General features: G+C 61.6%; 30 protein-coding genes and 1 tRNA gene. 18 read left to right on the top strand and 13 right to left on the bottom strand.

Annotated features, from left to right (window positions below; genetic code table 11):
- Positions 1 to 40: 40 nt before the first annotated feature.
- Together TR61_RS02155 and TR61_RS02150 are read right to left on the bottom strand one after the other, a co-directional pair.
- Positions 41 to 116 (bottom strand) — tRNA-Ala (locus TR61_RS02155).
- An 81-nt stretch (positions 117 to 197) separates the two neighbouring features.
- Positions 198 to 521, bottom strand: a complete 324-nt coding sequence (locus tag TR61_RS02150) for a TIGR02300 family protein (protein ID WP_050927903.1) — start codon at positions 519 to 521, stop codon at positions 198 to 200.
- 111 nt (positions 522 to 632) lie between these two features.
- On the opposite strand from TR61_RS02150, the gene TR61_RS02145 reads away from it, so the two are divergent.
- The 5 genes from TR61_RS02145 to TR61_RS02125 all read left to right on the top strand — a co-directional run bounded on the left by TR61_RS02145 (position 633) and on the right by TR61_RS02125 (position 4,688).
- Positions 633 to 1,313: a M48 family metallopeptidase gene (locus tag TR61_RS02145; protein WP_050927902.1), complete on the top strand. Its 681-nt coding sequence runs from the start codon at positions 633 to 635 to the stop codon at positions 1,311 to 1,313.
- A gap of 38 nt (positions 1,314 to 1,351) precedes the next feature.
- Complete coding sequence (locus TR61_RS02140) at positions 1,352 to 1,999, top strand: GntR family transcriptional regulator (RefSeq protein WP_172676922.1); 648 nt, start codon at positions 1,352 to 1,354, stop codon at positions 1,997 to 1,999.
- A gap of 83 nt (positions 2,000 to 2,082) precedes the next feature.
- The gene (locus TR61_RS02135) at positions 2,083 to 3,099 is read left to right on the top strand and encodes an ABC transporter substrate-binding protein (RefSeq protein ID WP_050927900.1); all 1,017 of its coding nucleotides are present in this window, start codon (positions 2,083 to 2,085) and stop codon (positions 3,097 to 3,099) included.
- A gap of 37 nt (positions 3,100 to 3,136) precedes the next feature.
- Positions 3,137 to 3,904: an ABC transporter ATP-binding protein gene (locus TR61_RS02130; RefSeq protein ID WP_050927899.1), complete on the top strand. Its 768-nt coding sequence runs from the start codon at positions 3,137 to 3,139 to the stop codon at positions 3,902 to 3,904.
- A complete protein-coding gene (locus TR61_RS02125; RefSeq protein ID WP_050927898.1) occupies positions 3,897 to 4,688 on the top strand; it encodes an ABC transporter permease in 792 nt (263 codons plus the stop codon). The genes TR61_RS02130 and TR61_RS02125 overlap by 8 nt, the downstream gene beginning before the upstream one ends.
- A gap of 31 nt (positions 4,689 to 4,719) precedes the next feature.
- Here TR61_RS02125 and TR61_RS02120 read toward each other — a convergent pair whose 3' ends face one another.
- Both TR61_RS02120 and TR61_RS02115 read right to left on the bottom strand, forming a co-directional pair.
- On the bottom strand, positions 4,720 to 5,682 hold the full coding sequence (locus TR61_RS02120) for an acetyl-CoA carboxylase carboxyltransferase subunit alpha (protein ID WP_050927897.1): 963 nt from the start codon (positions 5,680 to 5,682) through the stop codon (positions 4,720 to 4,722).
- 59 nt (positions 5,683 to 5,741) lie between these two features.
- Entirely contained in the window at positions 5,742 to 6,335 is a 594-nt protein-coding gene (locus TR61_RS02115) for a LysE family translocator (protein WP_050927896.1), read from the bottom strand.
- 72 nt (positions 6,336 to 6,407) lie between these two features.
- Here TR61_RS02115 and TR61_RS02110 point away from each other — a divergent pair, with 72 nt between their 5' ends.
- Positions 6,408 to 6,860, top strand: coding sequence for an Lrp/AsnC family transcriptional regulator (locus TR61_RS02110; RefSeq protein ID WP_050927895.1), 453 nt, complete (start codon positions 6,408 to 6,410; stop codon positions 6,858 to 6,860).
- Positions 6,861 to 6,863: 3 nt separating this feature from the next.
- Here TR61_RS02110 and TR61_RS02105 read toward each other — a convergent pair whose 3' ends face one another.
- Both TR61_RS02105 and TR61_RS02100 read right to left on the bottom strand, forming a co-directional pair.
- Complete coding sequence (locus tag TR61_RS02105) at positions 6,864 to 8,054, bottom strand: LytS/YhcK type 5TM receptor domain-containing protein (RefSeq protein WP_050927894.1); 1,191 nt, start codon at positions 8,052 to 8,054, stop codon at positions 6,864 to 6,866.
- Positions 8,055 to 8,144: 90 nt separating this feature from the next.
- Entirely contained in the window at positions 8,145 to 9,104 is a 960-nt protein-coding gene (locus TR61_RS02100; protein ID WP_050927893.1) for an L-malyl-CoA/beta-methylmalyl-CoA lyase, read from the bottom strand.
- 282 nt (positions 9,105 to 9,386) lie between these two features.
- Between TR61_RS02100 and dgcN the strand changes: the two genes are divergently transcribed.
- The 4 genes from dgcN to TR61_RS02080 all read left to right on the top strand — a co-directional run bounded on the left by dgcN (position 9,387) and on the right by TR61_RS02080 (position 12,763).
- On the top strand, positions 9,387 to 10,388 hold the full coding sequence (gene dgcN, locus TR61_RS02095; RefSeq protein ID WP_050927892.1) for an N-acetyltransferase DgcN: 1,002 nt from the start codon (positions 9,387 to 9,389) through the stop codon (positions 10,386 to 10,388).
- A 67-nt stretch (positions 10,389 to 10,455) separates the two neighbouring features.
- Positions 10,456 to 11,421, top strand: a complete 966-nt coding sequence (gene dgcA, locus TR61_RS02090) for an N-acetyl-D-Glu racemase DgcA (RefSeq protein WP_050927988.1) — start codon at positions 10,456 to 10,458, stop codon at positions 11,419 to 11,421.
- A gap of 11 nt (positions 11,422 to 11,432) precedes the next feature.
- Complete coding sequence (locus tag TR61_RS02085) at positions 11,433 to 12,293, top strand: D-amino-acid transaminase (RefSeq protein ID WP_050927891.1); 861 nt, start codon at positions 11,433 to 11,435, stop codon at positions 12,291 to 12,293.
- Complete coding sequence (locus TR61_RS02080; protein WP_050927890.1) at positions 12,290 to 12,763, top strand: MaoC family dehydratase; 474 nt, start codon at positions 12,290 to 12,292, stop codon at positions 12,761 to 12,763. The genes TR61_RS02085 and TR61_RS02080 overlap by 4 nt, the downstream gene beginning before the upstream one ends.
- Before the next feature lie 55 nt (positions 12,764 to 12,818).
- On the opposite strand, the gene TR61_RS02075 is transcribed toward TR61_RS02080, so the two are convergent.
- From TR61_RS02075 to TR61_RS02065, 3 genes are read right to left on the bottom strand one after another with little or no spacing between them, the layout of a single operon-like run.
- Positions 12,819 to 14,348 (bottom strand): cryptochrome/photolyase family protein, encoded by a 1,530-nt coding sequence (locus tag TR61_RS02075; RefSeq protein ID WP_050927889.1) that lies wholly within the window; start codon positions 14,346 to 14,348, stop codon positions 12,819 to 12,821.
- Positions 14,342 to 15,004, bottom strand: coding sequence for an SDR family NAD(P)-dependent oxidoreductase (locus TR61_RS02070; protein WP_050927888.1), 663 nt, complete (start codon positions 15,002 to 15,004; stop codon positions 14,342 to 14,344). Before TR61_RS02070 ends, TR61_RS02075 begins: the two co-directional genes overlap by 7 nt.
- Positions 15,005 to 15,042: 38 nt before the next feature.
- Positions 15,043 to 15,807, bottom strand: coding sequence for a helix-turn-helix transcriptional regulator (locus tag TR61_RS02065; protein ID WP_050927887.1), 765 nt, complete (start codon positions 15,805 to 15,807; stop codon positions 15,043 to 15,045).
- Positions 15,808 to 16,106: 299 nt separating this feature from the next.
- Between TR61_RS02065 and TR61_RS02060 the strand changes: the two genes are divergently transcribed.
- Positions 16,107 to 17,681: a 2-isopropylmalate synthase gene (locus TR61_RS02060; protein ID WP_050927886.1), complete on the top strand. Its 1,575-nt coding sequence runs from the start codon at positions 16,107 to 16,109 to the stop codon at positions 17,679 to 17,681.
- A gap of 61 nt (positions 17,682 to 17,742) precedes the next feature.
- Here TR61_RS02060 and TR61_RS02055 read toward each other — a convergent pair whose 3' ends face one another.
- Both TR61_RS02055 and TR61_RS02050 read right to left on the bottom strand, forming a co-directional pair.
- A complete protein-coding gene (locus TR61_RS02055) occupies positions 17,743 to 18,057 on the bottom strand; it encodes a DUF1244 domain-containing protein (RefSeq protein WP_050927885.1) in 315 nt (104 codons plus the stop codon).
- 157 nt (positions 18,058 to 18,214) lie between these two features.
- Positions 18,215 to 18,952: an N-formylglutamate amidohydrolase gene (locus TR61_RS02050; RefSeq protein WP_050927884.1), complete on the bottom strand. Its 738-nt coding sequence runs from the start codon at positions 18,950 to 18,952 to the stop codon at positions 18,215 to 18,217.
- A gap of 125 nt (positions 18,953 to 19,077) precedes the next feature.
- Between TR61_RS02050 and pyk the strand changes: the two genes are divergently transcribed.
- From pyk to TR61_RS02025, 5 genes are all read left to right on the top strand, one after another.
- On the top strand, positions 19,078 to 20,523 hold the full coding sequence (gene pyk / locus TR61_RS02045; RefSeq protein WP_050927883.1) for a pyruvate kinase: 1,446 nt from the start codon (positions 19,078 to 19,080) through the stop codon (positions 20,521 to 20,523).
- Between the two features lie 42 nt (positions 20,524 to 20,565).
- Entirely contained in the window at positions 20,566 to 20,790 is a 225-nt protein-coding gene (locus TR61_RS02040; RefSeq protein WP_050927882.1) for a hypothetical protein, read from the top strand.
- A gap of 115 nt (positions 20,791 to 20,905) precedes the next feature.
- A complete protein-coding gene (gene rpmI / locus TR61_RS02035) occupies positions 20,906 to 21,106 on the top strand; it encodes a 50S ribosomal protein L35 (protein ID WP_050927881.1) in 201 nt (66 codons plus the stop codon).
- Between the two features lie 15 nt (positions 21,107 to 21,121).
- Positions 21,122 to 21,487: a 50S ribosomal protein L20 gene (rplT, locus tag TR61_RS02030; RefSeq protein WP_050927880.1), complete on the top strand. Its 366-nt coding sequence runs from the start codon at positions 21,122 to 21,124 to the stop codon at positions 21,485 to 21,487.
- Positions 21,488 to 21,682: 195 nt separating this feature from the next.
- The gene (locus TR61_RS02025; RefSeq protein WP_050927987.1) at positions 21,683 to 22,345 is read left to right on the top strand and encodes a hypothetical protein; all 663 of its coding nucleotides are present in this window, start codon (positions 21,683 to 21,685) and stop codon (positions 22,343 to 22,345) included.
- Here TR61_RS02025 and TR61_RS02020 read toward each other — a convergent pair.
- Together TR61_RS02020 and TR61_RS02015 are read right to left on the bottom strand one after the other, a co-directional pair.
- Positions 22,342 to 23,517, bottom strand: a complete 1,176-nt coding sequence (locus TR61_RS02020) for a YbfB/YjiJ family MFS transporter (protein ID WP_050927879.1) — start codon at positions 23,515 to 23,517, stop codon at positions 22,342 to 22,344. The genes TR61_RS02025 and TR61_RS02020 overlap by 4 nt on opposite strands.
- Positions 23,518 to 24,657 carry a serine hydrolase domain-containing protein gene (locus TR61_RS02015; protein WP_050927878.1) on the bottom strand — a complete coding sequence of 380 codons (1,140 nt, stop codon included), beginning with the start codon at positions 24,655 to 24,657 and terminating at the stop codon, positions 23,518 to 23,520. It abuts the gene before it with no gap.
- A gap of 128 nt (positions 24,658 to 24,785) precedes the next feature.
- Here TR61_RS02015 and pheS point away from each other — a divergent pair, with 128 nt between their 5' ends.
- Both pheS and TR61_RS02005 read left to right on the top strand, forming a co-directional pair.
- On the top strand, positions 24,786 to 25,859 hold the full coding sequence (gene pheS, locus TR61_RS02010; protein ID WP_050927877.1) for a phenylalanine--tRNA ligase subunit alpha: 1,074 nt from the start codon (positions 24,786 to 24,788) through the stop codon (positions 25,857 to 25,859).
- Positions 25,860 to 25,989: 130 nt separating this feature from the next.
- Entirely contained in the window at positions 25,990 to 26,382 is a 393-nt protein-coding gene (locus TR61_RS02005; RefSeq protein WP_245626795.1) for a BLUF domain-containing protein, read from the top strand.
- Positions 26,383 to 26,400: the final 18 nt, after the last annotated feature.

Raw genomic sequence — 26,400 nt, 5'->3', positions numbered from 1 at the left:
ACCGCGGCCGCAACAGGTCAAAAACCGGAATAGAGGGATTTGGTGGAGCCTAGGGGAGTCGAACCCCTGACCTCTTGCATGCCATGCAAGCGCTCTCCCAACTGAGCTAAGGCCCCGGATCGAGAATATCTCGTGCGCCGCTCAATAGGCGCATCACCGGGCGGGATCAAGCAAAAAAACCCGCCCGGTCTTTTGGCTTAATCTTCGTCTTCCGATGCGACGTCGGCAAGCTCGTCCAGCGAGACGTTGTCATCGTCATCATCGTCTTCCAGCAGATCATCATCCAGATCCACATCGACGTCATCATCATCGTCCAGGACCGCATCATCATCTGCATCTGAGGCTTTCGCCTTCAGCGATGCAGCATCTTCGGCATCCGCCGCGATCATGCGGGTCTTGGTGGTGTCGAGCTCGACCACCTCGCCCGTGTATGGGCTGACGATCGGGTCGGCGTTCAGGTCATAAAAGCGCTTGCCGGTCGTCGGGCAAACGCGCTTCGTGCCCCATTCTTCCTTGGGCATTGAGATCCCCTTCAAAAAGCTTGAGTCGTATCGACGATTCCGGTCACGTGCCATATGAGGTGGGCGGTGTCAAAGCCTTTGGCAAGTCCGCGGCAGGAGAGAGTGGCATCAGTGGCTGAACATGTGATTAACGGCGATCCCCCGGTGAAGGTGCATCTGCGCCAATCGGGCCGGGCGCGCCGGATCAGCCTGCGGGTGTCGCGGCTGGACGGGAAGGTCACGCTGACCCATCCGCGCGGTGTGTCGCAGAAGGAAGCGCTGGCCTTTGCTTATGAGCGCGCCGATTGGCTGCGCGGCCATGTGGCGGGGGTGCCTGATGTCGTGCCGGTGGCGCTGGGGGCGGTCATTCCCGTCGAAGGCGCGATGGTGCAGGTGATCCCGGGCAGGCGTGTCGGGTTGGACGGCGGGGAGCTGACGGTGAACGGCCGGCCCGAGCAGGCGGCGCGCAGGGTGGCGAGCTTTCTCAAGACGTTGGCGCGTGACCGGCTGGCTGAGGCGTCTGACCACTATGCCGAACGGCTGGGCCAGCGGTTCGAAAGGATCAGCCTGCGCGATACGCGGTCGCGCTGGGGGTCGTGTTCGTCGCGCGGCACGCTGATGTATTCCTGGCGGCTGATCATGGCGCCACCGCAGGTGCTGCGATATGTGGCGGCCCATGAGGTTGCGCATCTGGCCGAGATGAATCACTCCCAGGCGTTCTGGGACGGGGTGACACGCATTCATGGGCCATACGCAACGCCCCGCCGATGGTTGCGCGAACACGGGCAGGATCTGCACCGCTATCAGTTCTGATCTTGACGGGTGGTGATTTGTGATCACAGATGGGTGTCATGTTGATGAACACCCGCCCTGCTGACACCTCTGCCGCCCATGATCGGGTCTATCGCGCCCTGCGCACCCGGATCATGCATGGGGAAATGGCCCCCGGACAGGCGCTGACCCTGCGCGGGATCGGGAAAGAGTTCGACGTGTCGATGACGCCGGCGCGGGAGGCCGTGCGGCGTCTGGTGGCAGAAGGCGCGCTGTTTCTGTCAAGCTCGGGCCGGGTGTCGACACCGGAATTGTCGAATGAGCGGATCGAGGAACTGGCCGCCCTGCGTGCCCTGATCGAGGTGGAGCTGGCCAGCCGCGCCCTGCCGCGCGCCCATATCGCGCTGATCGAGCGGCTGCAGACCATCAACGCCAATATCGCCGAGGCCGTCGCGCAGCGCGATGCGGTGACCTATATTCGGACCAATCTGGAGTTTCACCGGACGCTGTATCTGCGCGCGCAGGCACCTGCGATGCTGGCCATGGCCGAAACCGTCTGGCTGCAGCTGGGTCCGACGATGCGCGCGCTTTACGGGCGGTTGCGCCGGACCGAACCGCCACAATTCCACCGCATGATCATCGCCGCATTGAAGGCCGGCGATGAGCCCGGCCTGCGGCTGGCTGTGCGGTCTGACGTGACGCAGGGCCTGAAGATGCTGGCGGCCTGAGGGCTGCGTTTCACACCCATTTCTCAGGTTGCGTCTTGAAGCCTCCCCCGCCTATCGTGACGGCACAAACGGGAGGATTTTCGATGACTGATTTCACACGGCGCGGCGCGCTGGGTCTGATGGGGGGCGCCGCGGCGCTGCCGATGCTGGGCACACCGGCGCTGGCCAATACGAAAATGACAGTGGGCGCGCTGCGCTTCACCAGCCACGCGGCCAGCTTTGTAGCACTTGAGCGGGGGTATTTCGCGGACGAAGGTCTGGATGTGGAGTTCCGGTTTTTCGAGGCGGCGCAGCCGATGGCGGTGGCGATTGCCTCGGGCGATGCGGATTATGCGGTCACCGCGATTTCCGGCGGCCTGATCAGCCTTGCGGAAAAGGGCGCGGCCAAGGTGATCGGCGGCGCGTTGAGCGAGGAAAAGGGGATCGACGGGCAGAAGATCCTTGCGTCGAATGCGGCCTATGAGGCCGGGCTGACCAGCGCGTCGATGCTGGATGGAAAGACATTTGCGGTGACGCAGCCTGGGTCTTCGTTCCATTACATGGGTTCGAAAATTGCCGCTGCCGAAGGCGTCAGCGTCAGCTTCAAGCCGCTGCAGAAGGTGGGCGCGATCATCGGGGCGATGAAGTCGGGTCAGGTCGATGCGTGGTCGATCGTGCCGCATATCGCCAAGGGTCTTGCCGGATCGGGCGCGGTAAAGATCATCGGCGATGTGGCTGACTATCTGCCGGGATATCAGGTGACGACCGTCTTCACCTCGGCCGAAAATGCCGCCAATGAGCGCGCCAAGACCGAGGCGTTCCTGCGTGCCTTCTCGCGCGGGGCGGATGATTTCAATGCAGCCCTCGTGGACAAGACCACCGATGCCGGGGCCGAGGAAGAGATGGTCAAGCTGATCCACAAATATGTCTATACCGATCGCCCGTTCGAAAAGGCCGCAGGCCCGATCCGCAACGGCGCGATGCGCATCAATGCCAATGCGGCGCTGAACATGGCATCGGTTCGGGATCAGCTGAGCTGGTTCCAATCCGAAGGCCTGGTCAAGGACAGCATCACGACCGACACGCTGGTCGATGGGTCCTATGCCGAGATGATGGGCTGAACTGTCGGGCCGGGCTGAAGCCCGGCCTACACCTGCCATGGATCTGCGCGCTCAGAATATCACCCACTGCTATGGCGACATGGTGGTGTTGGACGATGTCTCGCTGGAGATTCCGGCGGGGGAAATCCTGTGCATCATCGGACCGTCCGGGTGCGGAAAGTCCACGCTTCTACGCCTGCTAGGCGGGCTGGAGCAGCCGTCGGACGGGCAGGTTCTGCAGCTGGGCGCGCCGCCGCATGGCTGCCTGAACCCGCTGACTTACGTGTTTCAGGATTTTGCCCTGCTGCCCTGGCGGACGGTGGAAGGCAACGTGTCGCTGGTGCTGGAGGATCACGGGCTGGAGCGGCACGCGGCCGATGCGATCATCGACGATGTGCTGACACGCACGAAGCTTTACGATTTCAAGGCGGCTCTGCCGCGCCAGCTGTCGGGCGGGATGAAGCAGCGCGTGGCCATAGCGCGGGCGCTGGCGGTGAACCCGGCAGTGATGCTGCTGGATGAGCCGTTGTCGGCGCTGGATGCGCAGACGCGCGAGCTGTTGATGGATGACCTGATCGCGCTGTGGACGCGCCAGCCCTTCACCGGAGTTTACGTGACCCACAACCTGGCTGAGGCCGTGCGGCTGGGCCATCGCATCGCGGTACTGTCGCGCCGCCCGGGCCGGGTGCGCGATGTGATCAAGGTGCCCTTTGCTCTGGGGGACCGCCGCGCGGGTCTGCCCGAAATGGACGCGATCCAGACCCGTTTGTGGGAGATGATGCGCGACGAGGCGCTGGCCGCCGATCAGGAGCTGGCCGATGTCTGACGCACGCCCGGTTACGTTCAGGGGCGGCGGGTTCCGTCCCACCGCACGGCGCGGCACCGGCATTGTGGTCTTCGTGCTGCTGATTGCGGTGATCGAATGGGGCACGCGGGCAGGCTGGATTTCGAACCTGACGCTGCCACGCCCGTCCGATGTGGCGCGCACCTTTGTCGATCTGTGGAACACGGGGCTGTTGTTTCAGCATCTGGTGCCCTCGCTGACGCGGCTGGTCGTGGGCGGTGCGATGGGCATCACGGCGGGCATCCTGGTCGGTGTGATGATCGGGCTTTTCAGTTATGCCCGGGCGGGGCTGGTACCGCTGGTCGCAGCGATTTTTCCCATTCCCAAGATCGCCCTGCTGCCGCTGTTCGTGATCTGGTTCGGGATCGATGAAGGGTCGAAATACGCGCTGATTGCCCTGGGTACGTTCACGCCCACGGTCGTAGCGACCTATGGCGCGGTGGACAATGTGGATCGGACGCTGATCCGGATGGGCCAAAGCTTTGGGCTGAGCTGGATGTCGATCGTGCGCAAGATCGTCTTGCCGGGATCGCTGCCGGGAATCCTGTCAGGCATGAGGGTGAGCGTGGCCATCGGGATCATCCTGCTGGTCGCGGCCGAAATGCTGGGCGCGGAATATGGCGTGGGTGCCTACATCCTGCAGGCCGGTGCGCTTTATGATCTGGAGCGGCTGTTTGCCGGGGTGGTCATCCTGTCGGTGCTGGGGGTTCTGACCAGCTGGATGATCGGGCAGGCGGAAAAACGTCTGCTGCGCTGGCGCAGCTGAGAAAACTCTGCGAATTTTCTTTGGCGCAGCGTCAGGCGGCGAGGCCCTTGTTCCCCATGTTCAGGAATTTCCGCCGGCGGTCCGAGATCAGGGCTGCACGGTCTTTGCCGTCCAGCTCGGTCAGCATGGCGTCGATGGCCTGGCCAACACTGTCGATCGTGGCGGATTTGCCGCGATGCGCGCCGCCCAGCGGTTCCTTGATGATCCGGTCGATCACGCCCAGCTGTTTGAGGTCTTGCGCGGTCAGGCGCAGCGCTTCGGCGGCCTCGCGCATCTTCTCGGCGTCTTTCCACAGGATGGAGGCGCAGCCCTCGGGACTGATCACCGAATAGACGGAGTGTTCCAGCATCGCCACGCGGTTTGCCGTGGCAAAGGCCACCGCCCCGCCCGAGCCGCCTTCGCCGATGATCACCGACACCAGCGGCACACCGATCTGAAGGCAGGTTTCGGTGGCGCGTGCGATGGCTTCGGATTGGCCGCGTTCCTCGGCCCCTTTGCCGGGATAGGCGCCGGGCGTGTCGACCAGCGTGATCACCGGCAGACCAAAGCGGCTGGCCATCTCCATCAGGCGCACGGCCTTGCGATACCCTTCGGGCCGGGCCATGCCGAAATTCCGTTCGATCCGGGATTTGGTGTCATTGCCCTTTTCATGGCCAATGACCATGACCGGGCGGTCATTGAAGCGCGCAAGCCCACCCATCACCGCATGGTCGTCTGCGAAGTTTCGGTCGCCCGCCAAGGGCGTGTATTCGGAAAAGAGCGCCGCGATGTAATCCTGGCAATGGGGCCGTTCGGGGTGACGCGCCACCTGGCATTTGCGCCAGGGCGTCAGATCCTTGTAGAGATCGCGCAGCATCTTGTCGGCCTTGGCATCGAGTGCTGTCGCCTCGGCCTCCACATCCATTTCGGCGTTCTGACGGGCGAGCGCGCGCAGTTCTTCTGCCTTGCCCTCGATCTCGGCCAGAGGTTTTTCAAAATCCAGATATTGGGTCATGCCATTGGTCCCTTGCCTCGGGACTATATGGCCGGTGATGTGGGCGGATGCAATGTCCGTCAGGGCCAGAGCACGGGGTAGAGCGACGCGACAAGAAGCGCCGCCATCAGCCAGTTGAACGCCCGCAGCCGCATGGGGCTTTGCAGAAACCGCGCCATTTGCTGGCCCATCACCGTCCAGGACCCGACCGATGGCAGGTTGATCAGGCCAAAGATCAGTCCGACCACCGCGATGGCGGCAAAGCTGCGGTCGGGGGTGTAGGCGGTGATTGCCGTGAGCGCCATCGTCCAGGCCTTGGGGTTGACCCATTGGAATGCGGCGGCCTGCAGAAAGGTCATGGGCCTGCCGCCGGGTTGTCCGGGTTCGGCGGGCGCGGCGTTGGCGATGCGCCAGGCCAGCCAAAGAAGATAGGCGACGCTGACGGCCTTCAGGATGTTGTGGGTGATCGGATAGGCGTCGAACACGCCGATCAGACCAGTGCCCACCAGAAGGATCATCACCACAAAGCCGATGCCCACGCCCAGCATATGCGGAATCGTGCGCCGAAAGCCGAAATTCGCGCCCGAGGCCATCAACATAAGGTTGTTCGGCCCCGGCGTGATGGAGGAGACGAAGGCGAAGACGCCAAGGGCAAGGAGGATGTCATAGCTCATATCGACAGAATGACGCGAGAATTGCCGAATGAAGTTGCGAATTGGTGCGATATTTGTCTAATTTTGCAATTAATGGCGAAGGCAGATGAAATAAACGATCGGATATTGCAGGAGCTGACCCGCGATGGGCGGATCAGCAATCTTGAGTTGGCCGACCGTGTCGGGCTGTCGCCCTCGGCCTGTCTGCGCCGGGTGCAAGAGCTGGAGCGATCTGGTGTGATCACCGGCTATCGTGCAGTGATAGAACCATCCGCGCGGGGGGTGCGCTTCACCGCCTATGTCGCGGTGGGGCTGAGCAACCATTCCAAAGCCTCCCAGGAGCAGTTCGAAAGGGCCATGGCCCGTGCGCCCGAGGTGGTGGAGTGCCATAACATTACCGGCACAATCGAATACTTGCTGCGGGTCGAGTGTGCGGATCTGACGGCCTACAAAACCTTTCACACAGATGTGCTGGGCACGGTGCCGCATGTGAATGCGATCACGTCCTATGTCGTCATGGGCTCACCCAAGGATCTGCGACGCTGAGTTTCAAAACGAGCGTGTCGACATCAGCAAAGCGGCCTTGTCGAACAGAAGGTCAACCTGTCCGTTCGGGACATCCATCGCAGGGCTATGCTGCGGTCGCGGAACCTGCGATTGCGGTGCGATGTCTTCCAGGGCTTGCGGTCGTCGTCTTTGACTGTCTTCGGAAAGTTGCTGCAAAAGATCGGACATGGCCTGATGGGACATGGCCTGATAGATCAGCACGCGGGCACGCAGTTTGGTTTTGAGCCCGCCGGGCAGGGCGAATTCCTGCCCCTCGATCAGGGATTGGATGGTTTTTGCGGCCTCGTCGGGCTGCGCGGCCAGGTTGGAGGACAGGGGCACGACGATGCCGTGGCGCGGGATCAGACCAATGCGCTGGAAACCGTAATCCGATTGCTCCAGCCGGACGCGGATAGCCCCCAGAAGCACGTTGTCTTCGGGTTCACCCCAGACCTTGCTGACCCAAGCGTGGTTATCCAGCCGGATCAGGGCAAGGCCGGCGATTTCGCCGATGGGCGCGGCGCTCATCCGGAAGGCGATGTCTTTTTGAAACTTGGGCCAGACCAGCAATCCGTTATCGGCATCAACACTTGCTGCGTCTCGCAAGGCCGCTTCGGCCAGAAGCTGTATGCGTTCCCGTTCAAGGATAAGCGCCGCAAGCGAGACAGAGAGCAGGTTCAAAAGAGCCATGGATGCGGCCACTTCCTGATAGAACCAGAGCATCGGTTGACCGGGTAAAAACAGCCCCGTGGCCACATGCGTGGACATCATGGCAGCCAGCACGATCATCTGCCCCAGCCGCCTGCGTTCGGCGCGGATGGTAAGGATGTGCCAGAGGTAACCCATGCCGCCCGCAACCATCATCCCGGTAACCCCTGCGATGGCCCCGGCGCCGCCCAGATACAGGCGGCTGGTCAGCGCAATCACAAGGCAGGCGGCCAGGCCAGACCGGCCCAGGAAGGCCCCGGCAAGGGCAATGGGCACATTACGCATGTCGATCAGCACGCCGTCGAAGGGTTGCAGGGGGCGCTGCATTTCAAGGCAGGCGATGATGCCGAACAGGGTGCCAAGCACGAACTGCGGCGAGATGCCTTCGGGCATCCGCCTGTGCAGTGCGCCATAGGCCAGCGCAAGAACAAAAATCAGTGACAGCGATGCCGCGAAATCCGCGACATCTGCGAAGGTGTGTATCATCCCAGCTCCCCCGAGCGTTGGGATGATCCTAGGTCCGGTCTGTTACCAGCCCGTTACGACAACCAGTTTGATTAAAACTGGCGGGAAAAATCAGGATCCCGCGATCATCTCCGCTTGGCGCACGATGACTTCGGCTTGTTTGATTGACGCGATGTCGACGAGGCGCCCCTTGTAGACCGTTGCGCCTTCGCCATTTGCTTTGGCGGCTTCCATCGCGGCAAGAATCTCGCGTGCCTCGGTCACGGCTTCATCCGAGGGGGTGAAGACCTCATTTGCCAGCGCGACTTGCTTGGGATGGATCGCCCATTTGCCGACCATGCCCAGAGTGGCAGAACGGCGGGCCTGGGCGCGGAAGCCCTCGTCATCCGAAAAATCGCCGAATGGCCCGTCAACCGGCAGAACGCCATGGGTGCGGCATGCGGCGACAATGGCGGCCTGGGCCCAATGCCAGGGGTCCGACCAGTGCTTCTGGCCGTCATGCAGGATGTAGTAGTTTTCCTGCGTACCGCCTATCCCCGTCGTGGCCATGCCCATGGAGGCGGCGAAATCGGCGGCCCCCAGGCTCATCGCTTCGAGGCGGGGGGTGGCGGCGGCGATTTCCTCGACATGGGCGATGCCCGCAGCGGATTCGATGATCACCTCAAAAGCGATCCGCTTGCTGCGGCCCTTGGCGGTTTCAATAGCGCTGACCAGGGCGTCCACGGCATAAAGATCGGCGGCACAGCCCACTTTGGGGATCATGATCTGGTCCAGCCGCTCGGGCGCCTGTTCCAGCAGATCGACCACGTCGCGATACCAGTAAGGCGTATCCAGCCCGTTTATGCGCACGGACAGGGTCTTGTTGCCCCAGTCGATATCACCGATCGCCTCGATCACGTTCTTGCGGGCGCTGTCCTTGTCGGAGGGTGCGACGGAGTCTTCCAGGTCGATATTGATCACATCCGCGGCCGAGCCTGCCATCTTCTCGAAAATCGCGGGGCGCGAGCCGGGGCCGAACAATTGGCAGCGGTTCGGGCGGGCAGGGGGCGTGGGCTGGATGCGAAAGCTCATTGGGCGTGGGTCCGGTAATTTTGTTGCGTCGTTTCTGGTGTGTGCTGGTATTAAATTGCGCGCTGCCGCGCAAGGCTGATTCTGCAAGTGCAGCATGATCGCGGCATTGCAGCGGGCGGTGCGCTTTGGAATCGGCTGCTTCGGTCAATGCGTGCACGATTCTTCGATATATGACGCTTACTATCGGAAAAATTTGCGTTGCCGCCCATGTTTTGACGTGAAAATGAGACCCTCTTGGGCTGTCTTTGGATATTCTCGGGCGCGCGAACAGGGAGATGACGCATGATCGAGACACCGTATCTTTTGTTTCTGGGCGATGCGCCTGACCAGCTGGCCGCGAAAGTGGCGCAAGGCATCAAGGATTGGCGGCCGGACAACGCTGTTGGCCAATACCGCATGCCGGGATGCGGTGCGGATGTGGGTCTGACCGACATGACGCTGGAAGAAGCCAAGGCAGCCGGTGCGAAAACGGTCGTGATTGGGGTTGCGAACCGGGGCGGCGTGATTTCCCAGGCCTGGAAGGATGTGCTGACCCAGGCGCTGATCGAAGGGTTCGACCTGGCGTCGGGGTTGCATAACCTGTTGCGCGACGAACCCGATCTGGTCGCTGTTGCCGAAAGCCATGGACGGGCTTTGCATGATGTGCGCGTGCCGGAAGTGGATTACCCCATCGCCAACGGCAAGAAGCGCACTGGCAAGCGGGTTCTGGCCGTGGGGACCGATTGTTCGGTGGGCAAGATGTATACCGCGCTGGCGCTGGACGAGGCGATGAAGAAGCGCGGCATGAAATCGACCTTCCGCGCAACAGGTCAGACCGGCATTCTGATCACCGGCGATGGCGTGCCGCTCGATGCGGTGGTCGCGGATTTCATGGCAGGTGCGGTGGAATGGCTGACGCCTGACAATGAGGAGGATCATTGGGATATCATCGAAGGGCAGGGGAGCCTTTATCACGTATCCTATTCCGGCGTGACCATGGCGCTGATCCATGGCGGTCAGCCTGATGCGCTGATCCTGTGTCACGAGCCAACGCGCAAGACGATGCGCGGACTGCCGGATTACACCCCACCCAGCTTGGAGCAGGTGCGCGACATGGCTCTGCCTCTGGCGCGGATCGCAAACCCCGCCTGCGAGGTTGTGGGCGTGTCTGTGAACACGCAACATATGAGCGAGGAGGAGGCCCGCGCCTATCTGGCCAAGGTCGAGGCTCAATTGGGCTTGCCTGCGGTTGATCCGTTCCGCCATGGTGCCGACCGTCTGGCGGAGGCGCTTGAGGCGGTCTGACCCGCGGCCGCGCCTTGGGCGGGCCGCAAGGATGCCGTATTTGGAAAGAGAAGAAGGGCAGGGTGTCATGACCATCAGCGTATCGCGTGACGTTTTCCGGCTGGCGCAGGTGTTTACAATCGCGCGTGGATCGCGGACCGAGGCGCAGGTGCTGACGGTGCGGATCACGCGCGGCGGTGTCACGGGCTGGGGGGAATGTGTGCCCTATGCCCGTTATGACGAGACGCTGGAAAGCGTTGAGGCGCAGATTGCGGGTCTGCCGGCCGAGGTGAGCCGTGCCGCTTTGCAGGAGGCTCTGCCTGCCGGTGCGGCGCGCAATGCCGTGGATTGCGCGCTGTGGGATCTGGAGGCGAAGACCACAGGCAAGCGCGTGTGGGAGCTGGCCGGGCTGCCTGTGCCGGGGCCGGAGATCACGGCTTATACCCTGTCACTGGATGAACCCGCAAAGATGCAGGCACAGGCTGCCGCAAATGCGCATCGGCCCTTGCTGAAGATCAAGCTGGGCACGCCGGATGATATGGCCCGCCTTGAGGCGGTGCGCGCTGGTGCGCCAGATGCGCGGATCATCGTCGATGCGAATGAGGGCTGGACGGCGGATGTTTATGCCGAGCTGGCCCCGCATCTGGTGCGCCTGGGCGTGCAGATGGTGGAGCAACCTCTGCCCGCCGGGGCCGATGACATGCTGGGAGAGATCGACCGGCCCCTGCCGGTCTGTGCCGATGAAAGCTGCCATGACCGGGCCTCCCTGCCTGCGTTGAAGGGCAAGTATGACATGGTCAATATCAAGCTCGACAAGACAGGCGGGCTGACCGAGGCGCTTGCGCTGAAAGAGGCGGCACAGGCCGAAGGGTATGGCATCATGGTGGGCTGCATGGTGGGATCGTCTCTGGCCATGGCGCCAGCCACGCTTGTGGCGCAGGGTGTGGCGTTTACCGATCTTGACGGCCCGCTTCTTCTGGCGGAAGACCGCGAGACAGCATTGGAATTCGACGCGGCAGGCGTGCATCCGCCCGCGCCCGCGCTTTGGGGATAAGGACAAGCAGCATGCGCACAGTTTACGTGAACGGAGAGTATCTGCCCGAGGATCAGGCCAAGGTGTCGATCTTTGATCGCGGGTTCCTGATGGCGGATGGTGTTTACGAGGTGACCAGCGTGCTGGATGGCAAGCTGATTGATTTTGACGGTCATGCGGTGCGCCTGCAGCGGTCGCTGGATGAGCTGGATATGACCTCTCCGATCTCGAAAGAGGACCTGTTGGAGGTGCATCGCGAATTGGTGCGCCTGAACGGTGTGGAAGAGGGGATGGTTTATCTGCAGATCACACGCGGCGCGCCGTCGGATCGGGATTTCGTCTTCCCGGACCCTGATGTGACGCCGCCGACGATTGTACTGTTCACCCAGAACAAACCGGGCCTGGCGGATAACCCTGCGGCGAAAAAGGGCATGAAGGTGATCAGCATCGAAGACATGCGTTGGGGTCGGCGTGATATCAAAACCGTGCAGCTGCTTTACCCGTCGATGGGCAAGATGATGGCCAAGAAGGCCGGGGCCGATGATGCCTGGATGGTGCAGGACGGGTTTGTGACTGAAGGGACCAGCAACAACGCCTATATCGTGAAGGGCAACAAGATCATCACGCGGGCCTTGTCGAATGACATTCTGCACGGGATCACGCGCGCCGCTGTCCTGCGCTTTGCGCGTGAGGCGCAGATGGAAGTGGAGGAGCGCAATTTCTCCATCGACGAGGCGAAGGAAGCGGATGAGGCTTTCATCACCTCGGCCTCGACCTTCGTGATGCCTGTGGTCGAGATTGACGGGGTTGCCCTGGGTGACGGTGTGCCGGGGCGTGTGGCGCCGCGGTTGCGCGAGATTTATCTGGATGAAAGCCGGAAGGCGGCCATTTGACCGACAGCCCGTTTCATAAGCAGATACCGCGCGCGGAATTTGATGCGCTGATCGGACAGGAGATCGGGGTATCGCGCTGGTTTGTCATGGATCAGGCGCGCATAGATGCGTTTGCCAGGATCACCGAGGATGAGCAGTTCATCCATATCGATCCGGAGCGTGCCAAGAATACGATGTTTGGCGGAACTGTTGCACATGGCATGCTGACGCTTTCGATGCTGTCGGCCATGGCCTATGACGCGTTTCCCGCGCTTGAGGGAATGAAGGCATCCGTCAATTACGGTTTTGACCGTCTACGCTTTGTGACGCCGGTGAGGGCTGAATCGCGACTGCGCGCGCGCTTTGTCCTGTCCGGTTTGGAAGAGCGTTCCCCGGATCGGTTGATGGCAAGCGTTGACGTTACGGTTGAGATCGAAGGTCAGGAAAAGCCCGCACTTACGGCGGCTTGGCGGATCATGTACCTGACGTAACGGCGTTTTGTTGTTCAGCCTTTGGCCCGCTTTCCTTTCAGAAAATCGGGGCGGCTCAGACCAATTCGCCCGCGTCCATCTTGTGCAGAAAAGCCCCGGCCTCGTTCAGCACCGTTTCGCGCCTCTCTTCGTCCATCCGGTCCCAGGTGCGGTACATGTTGGCCATGCGCGGATTGCCTTCGAACCGGTCGCGGTGGCGGTTCAGGAAATCCCAGTAGAGCAGGTTGAACGGGCAGGCGTCCTCACCCGTCTTGGCGCTGACCTTGTAGGCGCAAGTCTTGCAGTAATCCGACATCCGATTGATGTAGGCGCCCGACGACACATAGGGCTTTGACGCGATGATGCCGCCATCGGCGAAAAGGCTCATGCCGACGGTGTTGGGGGCCTCCACCCATTCATAGGCGTCGATATAGACCGACAGGTACCATTCGTGGACCTGATATGGGTCGATGCCCGCCAACAGGGCGAAATTGCCGGTTACCATCAGGCGCTGGATGTGGTGGGCGTAAGCCTGGTCCTGTGTCTGCTCCACGGCTTTTGAGATGCAGCGCATCTTGGTCTCAGCCCCCCAATAGAAGGCGGGCAGATCGCGGTCATGGCCAAGCGCGTTCCGCGCGGGGTAATCCGGGCCTTCCAGGAAATAGATGCCGCGCACATATTCGCGCCAGCCAATGATCTGGCGGATGAACCCTTCAACCGCGTTCAGCGGCGCGTGGCCGTCGCGATAGGCATCTTCGGCGGCTTTGCAGATCTCTATCACCGTCAGAAGGCCCACGTTCAGATAGGGCGAGATCACCGCGTGATAGAGGAAGCGGTTCTGATCCAGCATCGCGTCCTGATAATCGCCAAACCGGGGCAGGGCGTGAGTGATGAAATGCGTGAGCGCCCGCCGCGCCTGTGTCCGGTCGGTGGCAAAATGGAAGGGGCGCAGGGTGCCGAAATTGTCGCCAAAGCGGGTCTCGACCAGATCCAACACGTCTTCCACATTGTCATCGGGGGTGAACTGCATCGGGCCGGGATAGGTCACGTCATCCGGCGCGGGTTTTCGGTTGTCGTGGTCGTAATTCCACTTGTCGCCCTCGGGCTGATCGCCATCCATCAAGAGGCCCGTCTTGCGCCGCATCTCGCGATAGAAATACTCCATCCGAAGCTGCTTGCGCCCCTCGGCCCAATCTTCGAATTCCTTGTGGCTGGCGAGGAAGCGGTCATCCTCCAGCAGCGTTACTTTCAAAGGCGCGTGCTTCAGTTTCTCGATCAGCCGCCATTCGCCGGGTTCAGTGGCCAGCACCTCATCCGCGCCGGTTTCTTCCGCGCGGCGGAGAAGCTCGCCCACGATGGAGCCTGCGTTTTCGCTGTCGTCCAGTTGGGTATACCGCACGTCCCAGCCATCCTCGCGCAGTTGGGCCGCGAATTTGCGCATCGCGGCAAAGATGAAGGCGATTTTCTTGGGGTGGTGCGGGACATAGCCCGCCTCATCCGCGACCTCGGCCATCACCACCATGTCCGTGCCGGGATCACCTTTCCGCAAGGCGCTGAGTTCGGGCGACAGCTGGTCGCCCAAGACAAGGATCAGACGCTTTACCATGGCACGGGTTTCCCGGCCCAGTCGAGGAACTGGCCTGACTGATCGGGGGTGAGGCCGTCCATCACGGCCAACAGATTTTGCGCTGCCTCCTCTGGGCTGACCGCCGGGTGGCGGCCCAGGTATTTTTCGGTGAACGCGGTGGCCACCGTGCCGGGGTGAAGCGCGGTGATAACGGCCTGTTTATGGGTGCGCGCCAGTTCGATGGCCGAGGTACGCACCACCTGGTTCACCGCCGCCTTGGCGCTGCGATAGCTGATCCAGCCTCCGATCTTGTTGTCGCCGATCGACCCCACTCGGGCCGACAGAACCGCAAAAACGCTGCGCCCCTCGCGCGGCAACAGATGATGCGCATATGATAGCGCCAGAGCTGGCCCGACAGTGTTCAGGCGGAACTGGTTCATCATGTCATCGGCGTTCAGCCCTTTGATCGTCTTTTCCGGCGCGGCCCCGGCAATTTCCAACGCGCCGGTGGCGACGATCACCCGGTCAAAGGGGCCCAGATCTGCGAGGTGACTTTCAACCGGGGCCGGATCGGTGATGTCAAACCCATGTTCGGACCGGGACAGGCCGGTTACGGTGTCCCCTCGCGCCTCAAGCGCGGCCACAAGCGCCGATCCGATGCCGCCGCTGCTTCCCAGAATAAGTGTCTTGCCCATGCGTCTCAGCTAGACGTCAGGCGCGGTGTGTCAAATGCTCAGGCGGACAAAAGATTCAGCGATGCGGCCTTGGTCACCGCGTGCACCGTGGTGGTCGCATCCAGCGACTCCCGCGCGCCGCGCATGTGCTTTTCCACCGTCGCAAGGCTCAGCCCCATGATATCGGCGATGTCCTGGGTGGTCTTGCCCTGCCCATACCAGCCCAGCACTTCGCGCTGGCGGGTGGTCAGGGGGCGCAGCAAGATTGGCTGCGGCAGGGACGAAACCCGCAAGTGCATGGTCTTGCACAGGGTTTCGATGTTCTTGCCTTCTTCCGCCCAGATCGCGTCTGCAGTTTGTTGATCCATGCCGGTTTCCACCGCCAGGCCGATCACCCCGTTGATACCGGGCACGACACCATTCATGCTGCCCACATATCCCGCAGACACGCCGAATTGCGCATTCAGCTGGGCGATACGGATCACTTCGGGTGTGATCTGCACGGCCATCTGACGTGCGGCTTCGGGCCATGAAATGAAACCGCTGTTCTTTTCCGCCCAGGCGCAGCTGGGCGAATGAAGGTAAAGCTGTTCGTCGATATAGATGTCGGCATATTCCTTCGGACCGTGATGAAGGATCAGCGCCTCCTCCAGGTTTCCCAGAAATCGGGTATTCGGGAACCGCGTGCCGCAATAAAGCAGCCGGTCAAAATGCCGGGAGGCCAGCGCGTCGCAAAAAATCTGCCACACTGCCTCGATCGTGGTGGCGGTGATCATGTCGGCAGTAATGTCGCCAACGGGGCGCTTTTCGGTATGGTCCGTCATCTGTGGCTTCGTTCCCTTCCCCCGCACCACGATGTGCGTATTCTCAGGACATGGCAAGATTGCGGTTATCGCGGGAGAATTCTGCTGCAAGAAACCGCTTCCCATTCAGACGGCGCTGGGTATAGTCTGCGACCCATGACACGTTCCACGCATATCCCCATTCCCGGCGCTGCACGCGCTGCGGCTTCGCGTGGCCTACTGCTCCTAATGCGCCTCTGAGCGTGCCATTCGGCGCGCCCGCTCAGAGGAGTTGCATGCGCGCCAAAAGGCTTTAGGAACAGAATAAAAAGAGACCCGACATGACCAATCAAACCGACAAAGATCGCGTGTTGATCTTCGACACGACATTGCGCGACGGCGAACAGAGCCCCGGTGCCACCATGACCCATTCCGAGAAGCTGGAAATTGCCGAGCTTCTGGATGAGATGGGCGTCGACATTATCGAGGCGGGATTTCCCATCGCATCCGAAGGTGATTTCGCCGCTGTGTCCGAAATCGCCGAGCGGTCGAAAAACGCTGTGATCTGCGGGCTGGCGCGCGCGCAATTCGGCGATATCGACCGCTGCTGGGAGGCGGTGAAACACGCCAAGCAACCCCGCATCCACACCTTTATCGGCACCTCGCCGCTGCACCGCGCGATCCCGAACCTGACCAAGGACGAGATGGCTGAACGGATCCATGAAACTGTCAGCCATGCGCGCAACCTCTGTGACAATGTGCAGTGGTCGCCGATGGATGCCACGCGGACCGAATGGGATTATCTGGCCCGTGTGGTCGAGATCGCGATCAAGGCGGGTGCCTCCACGATCAATATCCCCGATACGGTCGGCTATACCGCTCCGAATGAAAGCGCGGACCTGATCCGCCGGCTGATCGCTGAAGTGCCCGGCGCAGACGAGGTGATCTTTGCCACCCACTGCCATAACGATCTGGGCATGGCGACGGCGAACTCGCTGGCCGCTGTGGAAGGCGGCGCGCGCCAGATCGAATGCACGATCAACGGTCTGGGCGAACGTGCCGGCAACACCGCGCTGGAAGAGGTCGTGATGGCGCTGAAAGTGCGCGGTGACATCATGCCGTTCTATACCAATATCGACACGAAGAAGATCATGCATATCTCCCGCCGTGTTTCGACCGTGTCGGGTTTCCCGGTGCAGTTCAACAAGGCGATTGTCGGCAAGAACGCCTTTGCGCATGAAAGCGGCATCCACCAGGATGGCATGCTGAAAAACGCCGAGACGTTCGAGATCATGCGCCCCGAAGACGTGGGTATCGCAGGCACGTCTCTGCCCCTGGGCAAACATTCCGGTCGTGCGGCGCTGCGCGCCAAGCTGGCGGATCTGGGATATGAGGTGGGTGATAACCAGCTTAAGGATGTCTTCGTGCGGTTCAAGGAACTCGCTGACCGCAAGAAAGAGGTCTATGACGACGACATCATCGCGCTGGTCTCCGCCACTGCGGATGGCGGGACGGACCGGTTGCAGATCGTATCGCTGAAAGTGGTCTGCGGCACAGGCGGACCGGCGGAAGCCACGCTGGAGATGGAAATCGACGGTAAGGATGTCATGGCCACCGAAAGCGGTGACGGGCCGGTGGACGCGACCTTCAAGGCGGTGCGCGCTCTGCATCCGAACCAGGCGCGGCTGCAGTTGTATCAGGTGAACGCTGTGACCGAAGGCACCGATGCGCAGGCGACCGTGTCTGTCCGGCTGGAAGAGGACGGCGTGATCGCCACGGGGCAATCGGCCAACACCGATACCGTGGTCGCGTCGGCGCAGGCCTATGTCAGTGCGTTGAACCGTCTGCTGGTGCGGCGTGACAAGATGGGGTCCGGTGCAGACCGCCGTGAGATTTCCTACAAAGAACTGAACTGACGCCTGCGAATTTTCGAAAACTCGCAGGGGTTGGTGGGCGATCCTTCGAAGGATCGCTTGCTTACGGCTTGTCGGTCACGTTTTCCTTGAAAGCCACATCAAAGGCGGCTTTCTGGGCGTCGCTGGCTTCGGTCTGATAATTGGCTTTCCATTCATCCATGGTCATGCCGTAAAAGATCTCGCGCGCCTCGTCCTTGCCCATTTCGATCCCGCGTTCATTGGCGGCTTCCTGATACCAGCGGCTCAGGCAGTTCCGACAGAACCCAGATTGGTTCATCATGTCGATATTCTGCACATCTGTGCGGTCTTCCATCAGATGTTTGCGCAGCCGGCGAAAGGCTGCGGCTTCCAGCTCGATGCGGGTTTGATCGTCCATGTCGGCTCCTCATGCTTATTTGCCCTTCATGTAGGCAGGGCAGGGTTCCTTGTCACCATGTTCTGACGCAGAACATGGTGAGAAACTTCACTCAGTTTCTACGCGAAACTTGACTGTCTGCGTCAGACAGTCACCAGAAGCTGCGTGCAGCTTCTGGTCAAAGGGCGCATCTTTCCAAAGCTGCCGTCAGTATAGGGGCCAGCCGCCCGGCCCAATGCTTTTGGCCCTCGTGATCGGCGATCAGATCATTCCGTAATTCGATCAGCACATTGGGTCTGCCCAGACGGATCGCATGGCGGTCAATCGCATCGCCAGGCAAATGCCCGGAATAGGGCTCGTTGTCGCCAACGACCATGTCCCCTTCGGCTTGCAGCAATTCGATCAGCGGCCGCGCCAGCCGGTCATCCTCGGCGTAAAGCACGCCGACCTCCCAGGGTCGCGGCTCGCGGCCGCGCAGCTGCCGCGTGAAGGAATGGACCGACACCACGATCGTATGCGGCAGCGCGGTCATCCGGGCCAGTTGCGCGTCATAGGGGCGGTAACACATCTCCATTCGCCGTTCGATCTCGGCCGCATCGGCGTGGCGATTGGCGGGAATGACCGAGCCATCGTACAGCTTCATCAAAAGCGTCGGGTCATCCGGACCCCGGTTCGGGTCAATCACAAGCCGCGAGAAATTTGACGCCAGAACCGGCGCATCCAGCAAAATACCCAGTTCCTGTGATACGCCATAGGCACCGGGATCATAGGCGATGTGCCGTTCCATATCCGTGCGATGAAGACCCAGATCGCCGCCATTCACGTCCGGGGGCACAACATTGGTCGCGTGATCGCAGGTGACCAGCCAGGGCCCCGGCCGGGTTTCGCCATGTATGAAATAAGGTGTGTATGTCATGGATTATTCATGTCTTTCGCGGCAGGTTTAGGCGAGTTGCCCGCAAATGGGAATTGGGCGATAAGCAGGAAAAAGGCTGTTTGCGATAACGGCGCGCAAAAAGACAGAAAGGCAGGCCCTTCCGCATGAGACGGTCCAGAAACGTCAAAATCGTGGCCACGCTTGGCCCGGCATCCGAAACCTATGAGATGATCCGCGCCCTGCATGAGGCAGGGGCCGATGTGTTCCGCCTGAACATGTCCCATGGCACACATGAGGACATCCGCGCCAAACATCAGATCATCCGCCAAGTGGAAGAAGATTTGGGCGGCTCGATCGCGATTCTGGCGGATCTGCAGGGGCCGAAGCTGCGCGTGGGCACTTTCTCCAACGGATCGGAAGACCTGTCCGAAGGTCAGTCCTTCCGCCTCGATCTGAACAAGGCCGAGGGTGACGCAACGCGCGTCTGCCTGCCTCACCCAGAGATTTTCGCGGCGCTGCAGCCTGGCGCGACGCTTCTGGTCAATGATGGGAAGATTCGTCTGACAGTCACCGCCTGTGGCGATGATTTCGCCGATTGTACGGTGATTGCGGGCGGCACGATTTCCAACCGGAAGGGCGTGAATGTGCCCGATGTGGTGCTGCCACTGGCCGCGCTCAGCGAAAAGGACCGTGCCGATCTGGAATTTGCCTGCGACCTTGGCGTCGATTGGCTGGCGCTGTCCTTCGTGCAGCGACCCGAAGATGTGGAGGAGGCGCGCGCGCTTGCCAAAGGCCGCGCTGCCATTCTGTCGAAGATCGAAAAACCGTCCGCCGTAGACCGGTTCGATGACATTCTCGAGGTCAGCGACGGCATCATGGTGGCGCGCGGGGATCTGGGTGTGGAATTGCCCGTGCAGGCTGTCCCGCCCATTCAGAAGCGCCTGACGCGGAAATGCCGGGCCGCGGCTAAACCGGTGATCGTGGCCACGCAGATGCTGGAATCGATGATTGAAAGCCCGATGCCCACCCGCGCTGAAGTGTCCGATGTAGCGACCGCCATCTATGAAGGCACTGACGCGATCATGCTGTCGGCCGAAAGCGCAGCAGGCCAATACCCGGTCGAGGCCGTCACCACCATGGACCGCGTTGCGACCGAGGTTGAACAGGACCCGACCTACACCCAGATCATCGCCGCCTCGCGCAGCGTGAAAGGCGACACCATCGCCCACGCTATCGTCGCCGCCGCGCGCGAAATTGCGGAAACCACCGATATCAAGGCGATCTGCTGTTTCACGCAATCGGGCACTACGGCGCTGCTGACTGCGCGGGAACGTCCGGGCGTTCCGATCCTGGCGCTGACGCCGCTGAAGAAAACGGCACGGCGCTTGACGCTCAGTTGGGGATGCAACTGCGTGCTGACCGATGAGCTGGAGCGCTTCAAACTGGCGGTCGTCTCTGCCGCCAAGGCGGCGCGGGCAGAAGGGTTCGCGGGGGCGGACGACCAGATCGTCGTGACTGCGGGGGTGCCGTTCAATGTACCGGGGTCCACCAACATCCTGCGTGTGGCGCCCTGCGACGAACGTTTGATTTTCAACACCGATCCGGAATAGCCTTCAGTTCAGGGACATCTTTGCGCGTGAAGGAGGCTTGGTATGGATCAAGATCTGGCGCTTATCCTTGGACTTGTCATTGGCGGGTTTTCGATTGTGGGCATGTTCAGCGCGCTGAGTGATGGGCGTGGCCCGCGCGCCTCGGCCATTACGGTGCTGATTGCGGGTGGCCTGATCGTTTATGCGCTTGCGTCCAAACCCGGCGGATACAGCATGGCACAACTGCCAGACGTGTTTTTCGGCGTTGTCGCGCGTTTTATTCCGTAAAACCCTCTTGATCTAAGGGGAGTTTGTCCGTACACGGCGGCTCTCGCAGCGTGGCCGGCCTATAGTGGCATGCCGAGTCGCGCGTAAACCGAACTCAAAATACCCGGAGACGGAAATGCCCAAGATGAAGACCAAGTCGAGCGCGAAGAAGCGCTTCAAAGTCTCGGCCACCGGTAAGGTGATCGCGGCTCAGGCCGGCAAACGCCATGGCATGATCAAACGCACCAAGAAATTCATCCGTGACGCCCGTGGCACAACCACGCTCAGCGCACCTGATGCAAAAATCGTCAAGGGCTATATGCCCTACGACCGCTGATAGGAGGCCAGAGAGATGTCCCGCGTTAAAGGTGGAACCACAACCCACGCCCGTCACAAGAAAGTCGTCAAGGCCGCAAAAGGCTATTACGGCCGCCGCAAGAACACCTTCAAGGTGGCCAAGCAGGCCGTCGACAAGGCGAACCAGTATGCAACCCGCGACCGTCGCACCCGCAAGCGGAACTTCCGCGCGCTGTGGATCCAGCGGATCAACGCCGCCGTGCGTGCCCATGACGAGGCGCTGACATATTCGCGCTTCATCAACGGCCTGTCGCTGGCCGGGATCGAAGTGGACCGCAAGGTTCTGGCCGATCTGGCCGTGCATGAGCCCGAAGCGTTCGGTGCAATCGTCGAGCAGGCCAAGGGCGCGCTCAGCGCGTAAGCCTGACGGCACCCGAATTCGAGAAAGCCGCACCTTCGGGGGCGGCTTTTTCTTTGGCGGATGTGCAACCTCCTCGCATTCGCTTGGGGCAGGCGCACAAGCGACTCCCTTACATGCGAATTGCGCGTTATGCTTCGCCGTACTGGCCATGGGGATGTCAATGACACCGATCGCACAAGCTGCCGCAATCGCGTGATGTCTGATCGGCCATCCTCCAACGGACCTGGGCTGGCGGCCATCGCCCTGCGCATCGCGCTGTTACTGGGCGCGGTGGTGGCAGGAACGTGGATCGCGCATGCCCTGAAAGAGGCGCTTGATCTTCAGATCATACCAGCAAACGAACAGCAGGTGCACGCGATGCTGATGGTGGGTCTTGTGGCCTATGTCGTGCTGCTGGCGATGCCCTTTGTTCCGGGGGCGGAGATCGGACTTGCCATGCTGACCGCCTTTGGCGCGGCGATCGTGCCTTTGGTCTATGGCGCGACGGTGGTGGCGATGCTGCTGGCCTATTTGATCGGAAGCCTGCTGCCGGTGGCAGTTCTGGCGCGACTACTCACATTCTTTCGCCTGCGTCGCGCCGCAGATCTGGTTGCCCGTGCGGCGCCTCTGCAGAGGGAAGAGAGGCTCGACCTGCTTCTCGAAAGCGCGCCGCCACGTGCGGTGTCGCTGGGATTGCGCCACCGCTATGTCGCTCTGGCCCTGGCGATCAACGTGCCGGGCAATTCGGTTGTTGGGGGCGGAGGTGGCATCATGATGATGGCAGGGCTCAGCGGGCTTTTTGCGCCGCTCCAGACCTTTCTGGCCATCGCCATCGGTGTGTCGCCCATTCCCTTGGTGATCCTGCTTTTGGGAGCCTAGGCCCTGTCCAGCGGCCTTTGGGACAAAGCCGCCAACGCTCCGCACAGCAAAACGCCGGATGCCGCCAGCAGGCTTGCGCCGATATCGCCGGTCGCATCCCCGATCAGGCCTGCACCGACAGGCCCAAGGGTCTGGGCCACCGCGAAGGTGACCGTAAACAGGCTGATCGTCGCCCCCCAGCTTTCCTGAGGCAGGTTCTGGCGCGTGAAATTGGTGATCGCCCCGGGCGCCATGAACACCGACAGGCCAAAAATCACTGCGGACACGATCAGACCGACCGAACCGGGCCACAGCACGGGCAGGCTGGATCCGATGGCGATATTCACAAGGATCAACGCCAGGGGCACACCGTTGGCAAAGCGGGCAAACAAACCCCGCCACACGAAAGGAGAGGCCGAGATACAGACGCCCACCAGGGTCCAGACCCCCGCGATCTGCCAGGCGGGCGCATCCTGCGCGGTCATCCACGCCGCGATGAAGGTCAGGTACACGATGTATCCTAGGCCAAACCCGGCATAACCCGCGAATTCCCCCAACATCCGTCGCAGCGGCACCGGGGCCGGGCGGGGTGCAGCGCCTGCCGCCGGACGCAACTGGCGCGCGGCCCAAAGCGCCAGCGGGCAAAAGGCGAAGCTGACCACGCCAATCACGATCCAGCCCCAGGCCCAGGCCGCAGTGCCATAAAGCGACAGAACCACCGGCAGGCTCAGACCGCTCAGCACGATCCCCATGCCGCCGCCTACGCCGAAATAGATCGCAATCGACAAGGCGTTCCGGCGCGGGTTGTCGGTGAAAAGCGCCGCGGCCAGCGCCCCGCCGGTGGCAAAGCTCATGGCGCCCAGCACGCCCGCGGCAAAGCGCCAGAAAGACTGCGCCCAGAACCCCTCGTTCAGGCCGGTCGCAAACAGGGTGATCGCCGTGGTCCACACGCCAAAGGCAAAAAGCGGCGCAGGTGGCAACCGCCTGAGCAGAACCAGCGTCAGGACCGCGCCCACCACATATCCAAGCGCGTTTGCCGTGTTCAGCCATCCGGCTTGCGTATAGCTCCACCCAAGCTCGGCCCGCATCGCGGGCAGAAGCAGCCCATAGGCAAAGCGCGCAAAGCCGTTGGTGACGCAGACACCCAGCGTCAGCCCGGCCAGGATCAGCCAGTTGCGTTTTGTGTCCTTCACTTACAGGCTGGCGTACACGGCCCGTTCATAGGCGTCATAGGTTTTCAGCAAAGGCGGCTCCACGAAGGGCAGGCTTTGCGTCATGATCACTGCCGCCACATCCTTGGCCGGATCCAGCCAGTAATGGGTGTTGCAGACACCGGCCCAGCTTTGCGACCCGGCGCTGCGCTTGCCCGGTTGGTCGGCCTCCGTGCGCACAAAAGCCCAACTGTGCGTCGTGCCCTCGGGCAACACGACATCCGCCGTCAAAGGCGGGGCCACGGTGTGCATCGTCTGGAAGGTCAGCCCGTTCATCTGATCGGCGCACATTTGCTCGACCGCGCCTTCCGACAGGACGCGGTTGCCGTCCAGTTGCCCCTTGTTCAGCACCATCCGCAGGAACCGCATGTAATCGGGGGCCGTGGAATAGAGTGCGTGACCCATCCCGTAGAATTCGGGTTTCGGGGGTGGCGCCAGCTCGAAAGGCGCGAGTTTCCCGTCCTCGCCGCGGATGGACACAGCCGAAAGCCGGTCGGCCAGCGCATCCGGTTCAAATGCCGTATCCGACATGCCCAGCGGTTCGAAGATCTCTTCGCTGCAGAAGGCGTCGATCCGGCGGCCGTCAATTTTTTCCACCATGCGGCCCAGCCAGTCGATACTGGGCCCGTACCCCCAGCGTGTGCCGGGATCAGACGTCAGCGGATAAGAGGTGAGCGAGGCATTCAGGCCCGTCAGGATCGACGGGTTGCCCGTGACCTCAAGGTATTTCGGCACATCCGGGTTCCAGAATTCATACTCCTCCCCGCTGGTATGGGTCGCCAGATGCCGCGCTGTGGCCACGGTTTTGGGCGCGCGCAGGATGGGTTCGTCGCCATTCCAGCCCTCCAGCACCTGCATCTGGTTCCATTCGGGCAGCACGTCTGCCACGGGCGTGTCCATCGACATCTTGCCACGATCCACGAGGATCATCGCGGCAAGGGAGCCAATCGCCTTGGTCATCGAAAAGATGCGAAAGGCGGTGTCTTCCTGCGCCGCGCGTCCGGCCGTTTCACCCGCGGCCCCGGAATAGGTGATTCCGGCGGCATTTCCCGCCATGGCGACCACAAAGGGCACGTCTTGTGCTGCAACCGCGTCGGCCAGCACCTGATCCATATCTGACATCTGAGTCCTCCCGTTTTCCGCGATCAGGCTATGCGGTGGGTGCCGTCGCTGTCCAAGCTTTTCGCATCCGCCTTGCATTTGCACCCGCCTGCCGCTAGCAGGGCAGGGCTGAATTCCGGGGACCACCGATGGACGATCTGAAAGCCAAATATCTGGGTCTGATTGCAGATGCTCAGGATGAATCCACGCTCGAAGACCTGCGGGTGCAGGCCGTGGGCAAGAAGGGTGAGATCAGCCTGAAAATGCGCGAATTGGGCAAGATGAGCCCGGAAGAGCGTCAGGTGGCCGGCCCCGCGCTGAACGCGCTGAAGGATGAGATCAACTCGGCACTGGCCGCCAAGAAAGCCGCCCTTGCAGATGCGGCTTTGGATGAACGCCTGCGCACCGAATGGTTGGACGTGACCCTGCCCGGCCGCCCGCGCCGTCAAGGCACATTGCACCCGATTTCCCAGGTGTCCGAAGAAGTCACAGCCATCTTTGCCGAGATGGGCTTTTCTGTTGCCGAAGGCCCCCGAATCGACACGGATTGGTACAATTTCGACGCGTTGAACATCCCCGGTCACCACCCCGCACGGGCCGAGATGGACACGTTCTATTTGCACCGGGCCGAGGGCGACAATCGCCCGCCCCATGTGCTGCGCACCCATACCAGCCCGGTGCAGATCCGGTCGATGGAAGCGATGGGCGCGCCCTTGCGCATCATCTGCCCAGGTGGCGTGTATCGTGCTGACTATGACCAGACGCACACGCCCATGTTCCACCAGGTCGAAGGGCTGGCGCTGGATACCGATATCTCCATGGCGAACCTGAAATGGGTGCTGGAAGAATTCGTGAAGGCCTATTTCGAGGTCGACGATGTCGAACTGCGCTTCCGCGCTTCGCATTTCCCCTTCACCGAACCCTCGGCCGAGGTCGATATCCGCTGTTCCTGGGAAGGCGGTCAGCTGAAAGTGGGCGAGGGCGATGACTGGCTGGAAATCCTCGGGAGTGGCATGGTGCATCCCAAGGTGATTGCCGCCGGCGGGATCGATCCGGAGGTCTATCAGGGCTTTGCCTTCGGCATGGGGATCGACCGGATCGCGATGCTGAAATACGGCATCCCCGATCTGCGGGCTTTCTTTGATTCCGACCTGCGCTGGCTGCGCCATTATGGTTTTGCGGCGCTGGATATGCCGAACCTGCATGGTGGCCTGAGCCGCTGACCGCTTTTAGACGCCGCTTTTTGCGGCAAATCCGGGTCTGGGGTATTTTGGGCCAGAAAGAAGCAGGGCAGATGCGCCTTTCTTCTTTGGCTTGTGGCTGTGTCGGGCTAGGTCATTGGATATGGGCTTGATGCAGCTTTCCTATATCTCGCGGCCATTCGGCTTTGACGATCCCGCATTGGCTGGCATCCTTCTGGATGCGCGGCGTTGCAATCTGCGGGACGACATCACCGGCGCGCTGATCGTGCGGCAGGATCTCTATCTGCAACTTCTGGAAGGGCCGAAGAAAGCGGTGGAGGCCGCGTTCCAGCGGATCCGTCATGATGACCGGCATCTTGATATCCGGTCGGTCCGGCGCAGGCAGGCCGACAGGCGGCTATTTGCAGGCTGGGCGATGCGGGACGATCCGGTGAAGTCCTGGATGTGGTCCCGTGAAGATGTCGCTGAGGGCAAGCCGGAAAAGGCCAGCGATGACGAGGTCATGGCGATCTTCAAACGCCTGCGGTTGAGCCTGCCGGTCTAACGCGCTACCATTTTCGCG

It is taken from the genome of Aestuariivita boseongensis (genome assembly GCF_001262635.1).
Lineage (GTDB): Bacteria > Pseudomonadota > Alphaproteobacteria > Rhodobacterales > Rhodobacteraceae > Aestuariivita > Aestuariivita boseongensis.
This window is presented reverse-complemented; position numbering and strand designations above follow the sequence as displayed.

Bases quoted from the DNA above. Each gene is read 5' to 3' on its own strand.
- TR61_RS02150 (WP_050927903.1), bottom strand. From the start codon at position 521: ATGCCCAAGGAAGAATGGGGCACGAAGCGCGTTTGCCCGACGACCGGC.
- TR61_RS02140 (WP_172676922.1), top strand. From the start codon at position 1,352: ATGTTGATGAACACCCGCCCTGCTGACACCTCTGCCGCCCATGATCGG.
- TR61_RS02135 (WP_050927900.1), top strand. From the start codon at position 2,083: ATGACTGATTTCACACGGCGCGGCGCGCTGGGTCTGATGGGGGGCGCC.
- TR61_RS02130 (WP_050927899.1), top strand. From the start codon at position 3,137: ATGGATCTGCGCGCTCAGAATATCACCCACTGCTATGGCGACATGGTG.
- TR61_RS02125 (WP_050927898.1), top strand. From the start codon at position 3,897: ATGTCTGACGCACGCCCGGTTACGTTCAGGGGCGGCGGGTTCCGTCCC.
- TR61_RS02120 (WP_050927897.1), bottom strand. From the start codon at position 5,682: ATGACCCAATATCTGGATTTTGAAAAACCTCTGGCCGAGATCGAGGGC.
- TR61_RS02115 (WP_050927896.1), bottom strand. From the start codon at position 6,335: ATGAGCTATGACATCCTCCTTGCCCTTGGCGTCTTCGCCTTCGTCTCC.
- TR61_RS02110 (WP_050927895.1), top strand. From the start codon at position 6,408: ATGGCGAAGGCAGATGAAATAAACGATCGGATATTGCAGGAGCTGACC.
- TR61_RS02105 (WP_050927894.1), bottom strand. From the start codon at position 8,054: ATGATACACACCTTCGCAGATGTCGCGGATTTCGCGGCATCGCTGTCA.
- TR61_RS02100 (WP_050927893.1), bottom strand. From the start codon at position 9,104: ATGAGCTTTCGCATCCAGCCCACGCCCCCTGCCCGCCCGAACCGCTGC.
- dgcN (WP_050927892.1), top strand. From the start codon at position 9,387: ATGATCGAGACACCGTATCTTTTGTTTCTGGGCGATGCGCCTGACCAG.
- dgcA (WP_050927988.1), top strand. From the start codon at position 10,456: ATGACCATCAGCGTATCGCGTGACGTTTTCCGGCTGGCGCAGGTGTTT.
- TR61_RS02085 (WP_050927891.1), top strand. From the start codon at position 11,433: ATGCGCACAGTTTACGTGAACGGAGAGTATCTGCCCGAGGATCAGGCC.
- TR61_RS02075 (WP_050927889.1), bottom strand. From the start codon at position 14,348: ATGGTAAAGCGTCTGATCCTTGTCTTGGGCGACCAGCTGTCGCCCGAA.
- TR61_RS02070 (WP_050927888.1), bottom strand. From the start codon at position 15,004: ATGGGCAAGACACTTATTCTGGGAAGCAGCGGCGGCATCGGATCGGCG.
- TR61_RS02065 (WP_050927887.1), bottom strand. From the start codon at position 15,807: ATGACGGACCATACCGAAAAGCGCCCCGTTGGCGACATTACTGCCGAC.
- TR61_RS02060 (WP_050927886.1), top strand. From the start codon at position 16,107: ATGACCAATCAAACCGACAAAGATCGCGTGTTGATCTTCGACACGACA.
- TR61_RS02055 (WP_050927885.1), bottom strand. From the start codon at position 18,057: ATGGACGATCAAACCCGCATCGAGCTGGAAGCCGCAGCCTTTCGCCGG.
- TR61_RS02050 (WP_050927884.1), bottom strand. From the start codon at position 18,952: ATGACATACACACCTTATTTCATACATGGCGAAACCCGGCCGGGGCCC.
- pyk (WP_050927883.1), top strand. From the start codon at position 19,078: ATGAGACGGTCCAGAAACGTCAAAATCGTGGCCACGCTTGGCCCGGCA.
- TR61_RS02040 (WP_050927882.1), top strand. From the start codon at position 20,566: ATGGATCAAGATCTGGCGCTTATCCTTGGACTTGTCATTGGCGGGTTT.
- rpmI (WP_050927881.1), top strand. From the start codon at position 20,906: ATGCCCAAGATGAAGACCAAGTCGAGCGCGAAGAAGCGCTTCAAAGTC.
- rplT (WP_050927880.1), top strand. From the start codon at position 21,122: ATGTCCCGCGTTAAAGGTGGAACCACAACCCACGCCCGTCACAAGAAA.
- TR61_RS02025 (WP_050927987.1), top strand. From the start codon at position 21,683: ATGTCTGATCGGCCATCCTCCAACGGACCTGGGCTGGCGGCCATCGCC.
- TR61_RS02015 (WP_050927878.1), bottom strand. From the start codon at position 24,657: ATGTCAGATATGGATCAGGTGCTGGCCGACGCGGTTGCAGCACAAGAC.
- pheS (WP_050927877.1), top strand. From the start codon at position 24,786: ATGGACGATCTGAAAGCCAAATATCTGGGTCTGATTGCAGATGCTCAG.
- TR61_RS02005 (WP_245626795.1), top strand. From the start codon at position 25,990: ATGCAGCTTTCCTATATCTCGCGGCCATTCGGCTTTGACGATCCCGCA.